Below are 6,258 nucleotides of genomic sequence, written 5' to 3' on the forward strand. Positions count from 1 at the left end.
CGGGCTTTATTTCCAGCACCAATTTTTAAAACGGCCACACATAGAGTTCGTATTAAATTTAATATAGATAAAGATTCCTGCCCACGTTAGCACAAGAAATTAATGGAGTTCTTCATATGGTGAATTGTGCACAACGGTCTTGGTTAAGGCAAGTAGCGTGGAGTAAGGACACGTTCTTGTCGGCTTTGTTGTTTTGTTACTTGGTCTCTAAAATAATACTTTTCACTCGATTGCCCGCTATTTGCGCTTAACCGACTTGTTGGCAACTGGCTTTTTTTCTGAAATATAATAGTTTGCTTCTAAAAATTTTAAAATTTTACTATTTTCATTTTTTCCGGACTTAAGTTCTTTAAACACTCCAGCAATAATTATTTTTTCGTTTGGTAATATTTTCGAATCTCTAGAATGTGCAATTATAAACGTTTCCGAAGTCTTTTCGTCGCGTAACTCATAAACATTATAGTTATCAACTATAGGTATCATTATAAATGTCATTACTTTTCCAGTCATTATTGGAACGAATATAAATCCAGTAAAATCAGATTTTTCATCAACTAATTTTGGAACTCCTGTTAATATTGCATTAGAAGCAATTATCCCTTTCTCATTTGCTTCGGATGGTAATAATATTTGAGATTTAAAATTTAAATAAGTTTGTTTTAAATCTTTATCTAATTTTCCGATAATTATTTTTCTCTCTTCATTCTTTAAAAAAGTCATAGACAATTCTAGAAAAAGTATCATTTTTTGTTTGTCATTAAATAACCCTCCTACTTTGCCTAGCTCAGATTGATCTATTATTCCATCGTTAGATTTTGTTAGTATGTTATAAAATCTGCCCCCGTTATCCAGAGACAAAAGAGCTTCATTAATTTCCTCATAAGGTGTTATTCTTTTCATTTGAAAGGATATGGTTTACTTGATATAGTTTATTAAATTTTGTGAGTTATCAATCTTTTTTAATCTTTTAAAAAGTCAAAACATTTGTCCATTTTAATATAAACATTGTTAGAAATGTTAATCCAGTACTAGAAAATATTACTCCTTGCCACAAGTAAAGTTTAGAATTCCATTGTTTAGACACCTTTTTACCCAGTTGTTTTTTATTATAATTACTTAAAATCTTCCAACAGAAAAAAGTCGTTATTATAAAAATCGATATCGCTATTATTACTGTATTTAGTTCCATTATTTTTTTTAGCTTGTTGCCAACGGTCTCGTATATTCGTCAGTTGTGGTAGTTGGCAAGCGGATTAGTCCGCTAGATTTTACCATTCCTGGTTTCTAAAAATACACTTTTATTTGACTTGCCACAATTGCGAATATGCGTTGTTGGCAAAAGTTATTTTACATGACAAACGTTAATACTAAAATTCTCTTATGAAGATAGTTCGAAAAGTCTGGATCGTTTTTTAAGAATAAATTACATAATAATTTGTGTTGAATTATTCCATATTTTCCCCTGGTTTTATAAAATTCTTTAAGAAGTTCATCTGAACTGTGCGAAATTTCATTTAAAGCTTTGTTATAATCTCCATTAAAATTAATTAATAAGGCAGGTAACATTTCTCTTTGATATAAATCTGATCTTAAATTGCTCTTAAATAATTTAATGTTTGTACTATCAGATATGTAGTTGAAATCCGAAAATTCAAAATTGTCTATTTGTATATCATATAGAAATCTGAGATATGCATTTTCTATTGATAGCTCGGGATATTTTTTATTCAATGCATTATCGAAATCCTTTACTAATAAGTCTATTATTTCAATCTTTTCATCTCCAAGAATATTTTGAAAGTTCTTAATATTTTCATCCTGTGCAATGAGAGTACCGATTTTGATAAATGCTAAAAAAAGCAAAACAATAAGTTTATTTTCCATTCTATTAATTACTTTTTACCATTAGAATAATTGGTTGTTTGAAAATTAAGTTATTTAAAATTCTATGGTTAATAAATAAAAGAAGTAATAATATTCTAAATTATTCTTCTTCTTTTCTCAATTAATCATAATAATTTTTGCCAACGGTCTTGGTTAAGGCAAGTGGCGTGGAGTAGGGACACGTTCTTGTCGGCTTTGTTGTTTTGTTACTTGGTGTCTAAAATAATACTTTTCACTAGAATGCCCGCTATTTGCGCTTAACCGACTTGTTGGCAACTGGCCCTTAAAAGTTAAATCGACAAAGCTTGAATTTCTTTTTTAAGTTCTAACAAATGTCTTTTTACAATTACCCAAACAATTGCATTATCTATACTATCATATGCGTGAACTAATCTATTTCTAAATCCAATAATCTGTTTATCATTTTCAATTGATAAATCCGATTCTGTTTGTTTTAACTTATTTAATGCTTCTCCGATTATTACCAATTGTCGTTCAACAGCACTTTGAGTTTTTAAGTCGCTTTGATATAAATTAAAGTCGTGAGTGTCAGCTATAAAATTTTGAATCAAGTCGATAGCCATTAAAATATCAGAGAGATACTTCTTGCCTTTTTCCGTCATAGATTAAAATTTTAGTCGCATCAATATTTTTTCTTAAAATTGGATTTTTAAGTGAAGATTGAGTCAATAAATCAACTTTTCGTTGGAAGAATTCTTCTAATTTATCCCAGATAGCTAACAATTTTTCTCCTCTTTCCAAAGGGTCATTTTCATCAATTTCGATCAACAAATCGATATCGCTTAAATCTTCATCAAATTGATCTGTGGTAGAAGAACCAAACGCATATAGATTTTTCACATTATATAATTTACATAGTGTGGTAAAGTCAATCAATTTAGCATGTATGCTATCTTTAATTTTCATAAAGCTAATATAAACATTTTCTTTTTGTAACTAAATGGTTCTTTTTAGTGTTGAAAACGGCTTGTTGCCAACGGTCTCGGTTATCGCCAGTTGGCGGAGTAAGAGACGCGGATTTGTCGGCTTAGTATTGGTTTGTTGGTCAAGTTAATTATTTTCTTACTAACGCTGCCGCTTATTGGCGATGAACCGTTGTTGTTGCAAGTTTTGCTACTCGAATCTAGTAAATTCCATGTCCGCTGGGCACGTAGTGTTTTGATTGTTATTGCAACTCGGAAAATCAAATAGCAATGTATTATTGTTATTATTTAATACTATTGAATAATCTGCATTGATATTTTCATCTACAAGAACCAGATTACTTAGTAGGATAGGATTATACTTATTCGACTCTGCATCTCGTTCGGATTGATACCTATCAAATTCTACTATTAATGAATTTTCATTAATTTGGAATTCTCCAGTTTGTCGCATGATATATCCCAGATTATCTCCATTATCAGAATTTTCGATAGAAAACAACCAATCAAAAGTTCCATCATTAAGAAATGTTAGTTCTTGTCTTATAAATAGATTAACATCGCCTCCTGATTCCACTTGTTCATTTGAAATAGTTTGTAAATTCTCCCAAGCTCCAATAATATTTTCTTCTTGTATTATGGAATCATCGTTTTTCGAGCATGAAGCGAAAATACTAATAATAAGTAATAGAATTAATTTTCTCATTGTAGATCTTTAATATATAGATGTGAAAAGCAGAAATTGGTTGCGTCAAAATTTGCTACAACGGTCTTGGTTAAGGCTAGTAGCGTGGAGTAGGGACGCGTTTTTGTCGGCTTAGTTGTTTGTTACTTGATGGCTAAAATAGCACTTTTTCGACTAAGCCCGCTATTTGCGCTTAACCGACTTGGGCATAGTTTTTTACTCTAAACTTTTTCGATAATTATCCAATAAATCCTTTGTTTTTACCATGTTATTATTCCATTCAGATAAATTCAATTTTTCTGCAAATAACCTTAAGGCTTCTTGAATTCTTTCATTGCTTTCACTAAAATTATATTTGAGTATTTTTTCTTCTTCTTCAATCATTTCATCAGATACAGGAATCTGAACTAGTTTAAATGCAGTCATTAATCTTTCTGTTAAAATCAACTTTCTTTTTCGACTAATTCTCTGTTTAAATTCTTGATCTAACCAATCATTTAAATATGATTCTCCTTCGTATGATGAACCAAAGTCAGTATCTCTGGTCACTAAAATTATATGTTTTCCCGATTTCTCAGCACAACTAATAATCCATTCCCAATTTACCGAATCTCCAATTGAATTATCCGATTTTTTTCTCGGTGGATAACCTAGTAAAAAGCGTTTTTTCGCCAAATTTCTAATCTTAAAACGTACTTTATTTTCTCGATTTAAATTATAGGGAGATTCATTTTTAAATAATTTTTGAAGTGATTTATAAACTGGATCATTAGATTTTGGATTCTTTAAAATCCTTTCAATCTGCTGTTTAAGTTTTTTCTGTTGTTGATCAATATTTTTTTGAGACTTTTTAATCATCTCTGCTGCTTGTGCATTGGAAATAATTGCTGGAATTTGAAGCCCATTATTTTTAATTTTTTTAACCTCACTAATTGAGTCCAAAATTACCGACTGTCTATTCTTTTTAAATTCCATCTCAACTTGATTGGAAGTAATGATAAGATCTTTATGTTTTTCAATTTCCTCTAAATATTTCATGGAAATATCCGATTTTCTAATTCTATAAAAATCTAAAAAGATGTTTGTATCAATAAAAATTAAGGCATCTAGTTTGTCGTCTTTTTTCTTACTCATATTTTTCCTTAAAATTATGCCCAACTGTCTCGGTTATCGCCAGTTGGCGGAGTGAGGACGCGGATTTGTCGGCTTAGTATTGGTTTGTTGGTCAAGTTAATTATATTCTTTCTAATGCTACCGCTTATTGGCGATGAACCGTTGTTGTTGCAAGTTTTGCTACTCGAATCTAGTAAATTCTATGTCCGCTGGGCACGTAGTGTTTTGATTATTATTGCAACTTGGAAAATCAAATAACAATGTATTATTGTTATTATTTAATACTATTGAATAATCCGCATTGATATTTTCATCTACAAGAACCAGATTACTTAGCAGGATAGGATTATACTTATTCGACTCTGCATCTTGTTCGGATTGATAACGATCAAATTCTACTATTAATAAATTTTCATTAATTTGGAATTCTCCAGTTTGTCGCATGATATATCCCAGATTATTTCCATTATCAGAATTTTCGATAGAAAACAACCAATCAAAAGTTCCATCATTAAGAAATGTTAGTTTTTGTCTTATAAATAAATTAGCATCGCCTCCTGATTCTACTTGTTCATTTGAAATAGTTTGAAAATTCTCCCAAGACCCAACAATATTTTCTTCTTGTATTATGGAATCATCGTTTTTCGAGCATGAAGCGAAAATACTAATAGTAAGTAACAGAATTAATTTTCTCATTGTAGATCTTTAATATATAGATGTGAAAAGCAGAAATTGGTTGCGTCAAAATTTGCTACAACGGTCTTGTTTAACGCAAGTGGCGTGGAATAGGGACGCGAACTTGTCGGCTATGTTGTTTGTTACTTGGTGTCTAAAATAGTACTTTTCACCAGATTGCCCGCTATTTGCGCTTAACCGATGTTGTACACAGTTAATTAAATCCTTTTTATTTATTTTAAATTTTTGTCATAAGCATAAATACCTACCATTCTTCATTATTATGCGACTTTATGTAAATCATTTTGTCCCTTAATATGTACATAATATTTATTGTCATTATTTTAAAGACCATTTTCATAAAAAGATTTATTAAAATCTCTAACACGTTTTATTTGTTCATATTCGGCAAACAACATAACATCTCTTGGGTCAGATTTTGCAACACTCAAATTATGTCTAAAACTTTGAATTCCGTCTGAAAGATAGATAACACATCGAATAATTCTCTCGTGATTTAGGTATTCATTTTCATCAAGAAATTCAGTCAAAATTCTATTCGCAAGGTCAAAACCCGAGTCAAATCGGATTTTCATTTCGTCAGTAATATCTTTTGGTAATTCCATCATTTTCGTTTCAGCGAAATGTTTGTCTTTAATTCTGACTAACGTCAAAGAAATTAATGGAGTTCTTCATATGGTGAATTGTGTACAACGGTCTCGTATAACGACAAGTGGCGAGGAATTATGGATGCGTCTTTGTCGGATTAACGATTTTGTTTGTTATGGAAACTAATTTAGTACTTTTCTAATAAACCCGCCATTTGCGTTATACGTTGTTGAACTAAACCTAAAGGTAGCTTCAAGCAATCATTAGATCACTATTCACTACCTTTAAGTAGGTATTAACATAAGATTGAAAGTTATGAAAAAAAAGTAGTACCCTCATTGAGAGGGC

At 30.5% G+C, this 6,258-nt stretch carries 8 protein-coding genes; all 8 read right to left on the reverse strand.

The window, feature by feature from the left end:
- Nucleotides 1-237: 237 nt before the first annotated feature.
- Nucleotides 238-900, reverse strand: coding sequence for a hypothetical protein (locus DHD80_RS19585; RefSeq protein WP_251743166.1), 663 nt, complete (start codon nt 898-900; stop codon nt 238-240).
- A 447-nt stretch (nt 901-1,347) separates the two neighbouring features.
- Nucleotides 1,348-1,884 (reverse strand): hypothetical protein, encoded by a 537-nt coding sequence (locus DHD80_RS19590; RefSeq protein WP_251743167.1) that lies wholly within the window; start codon nt 1,882-1,884, stop codon nt 1,348-1,350.
- 290 nt (nt 1,885-2,174) lie between these two features.
- Nucleotides 2,175-2,507 carry a HepT-like ribonuclease domain-containing protein gene (locus DHD80_RS19595; RefSeq protein WP_251743168.1) on the reverse strand — a complete coding sequence of 111 codons (333 nt, stop codon included), beginning with the start codon at nt 2,505-2,507 and terminating at the stop codon, nt 2,175-2,177.
- Complete coding sequence (locus DHD80_RS19600; RefSeq protein ID WP_251743169.1) at nt 2,476-2,811, reverse strand: nucleotidyltransferase domain-containing protein; 336 nt, start codon at nt 2,809-2,811, stop codon at nt 2,476-2,478. The genes DHD80_RS19595 and DHD80_RS19600 overlap by 32 nt, the downstream gene beginning before the upstream one ends.
- A 207-nt stretch (nt 2,812-3,018) precedes the next feature.
- Nucleotides 3,019-3,534 (reverse strand): hypothetical protein, encoded by a 516-nt coding sequence (locus DHD80_RS19605; protein ID WP_251743170.1) that lies wholly within the window; start codon nt 3,532-3,534, stop codon nt 3,019-3,021.
- Between the two features lie 195 nt (nt 3,535-3,729).
- Nucleotides 3,730-4,647: a PIN domain-containing protein gene (locus tag DHD80_RS19610; protein ID WP_251743171.1), complete on the reverse strand. Its 918-nt coding sequence runs from the start codon at nt 4,645-4,647 to the stop codon at nt 3,730-3,732.
- A 159-nt stretch (nt 4,648-4,806) separates the two neighbouring features.
- Nucleotides 4,807-5,322 (reverse strand): hypothetical protein, encoded by a 516-nt coding sequence (locus tag DHD80_RS19615; protein WP_251743172.1) that lies wholly within the window; start codon nt 5,320-5,322, stop codon nt 4,807-4,809.
- Nucleotides 5,323-5,645: 323 nt separating this feature from the next.
- The gene (locus tag DHD80_RS19620) at nt 5,646-5,927 is read right to left on the reverse strand and encodes a hypothetical protein (protein WP_251743173.1); all 282 of its coding nucleotides are present in this window, start codon (nt 5,925-5,927) and stop codon (nt 5,646-5,648) included.
- Between the last annotated feature and the right edge of the window lie 331 nt (nt 5,928-6,258).

This window comes from Gramella sp. AN32, from assembly GCF_023718305.1.
GTDB lineage: Bacteria > Bacteroidota > Bacteroidia > Flavobacteriales > Flavobacteriaceae > Christiangramia > Christiangramia antarctica.

What these genes read in the sequence shown, in the direction of transcription:
- DHD80_RS19600 (WP_251743169.1), bottom strand. Translation starts at nt 2,811, where the DNA reads ATGAAAATTAAAGATAGCATACATGCTAAATTGATTGACTTTACCACA.
- DHD80_RS19590 (WP_251743167.1), bottom strand. Translation starts at nt 1,884, where the DNA reads ATGGAAAATAAACTTATTGTTTTGCTTTTTTTAGCATTTATCAAAATC.
- DHD80_RS19585 (WP_251743166.1), bottom strand. Translation starts at nt 900, where the DNA reads ATGAAAAGAATAACACCTTATGAGGAAATTAATGAAGCTCTTTTGTCT.
- DHD80_RS19610 (WP_251743171.1), bottom strand. Translation starts at nt 4,647, where the DNA reads ATGAGTAAGAAAAAAGACGACAAACTAGATGCCTTAATTTTTATTGAT.
- DHD80_RS19605 (WP_251743170.1), bottom strand. Translation starts at nt 3,534, where the DNA reads ATGAGAAAATTAATTCTATTACTTATTATTAGTATTTTCGCTTCATGC.
- DHD80_RS19615 (WP_251743172.1), bottom strand. Translation starts at nt 5,322, where the DNA reads ATGAGAAAATTAATTCTGTTACTTACTATTAGTATTTTCGCTTCATGC.
- DHD80_RS19595 (WP_251743168.1), bottom strand. Translation starts at nt 2,507, where the DNA reads ATGACGGAAAAAGGCAAGAAGTATCTCTCTGATATTTTAATGGCTATC.
- DHD80_RS19620 (WP_251743173.1), bottom strand. Translation starts at nt 5,927, where the DNA reads ATGGAATTACCAAAAGATATTACTGACGAAATGAAAATCCGATTTGAC.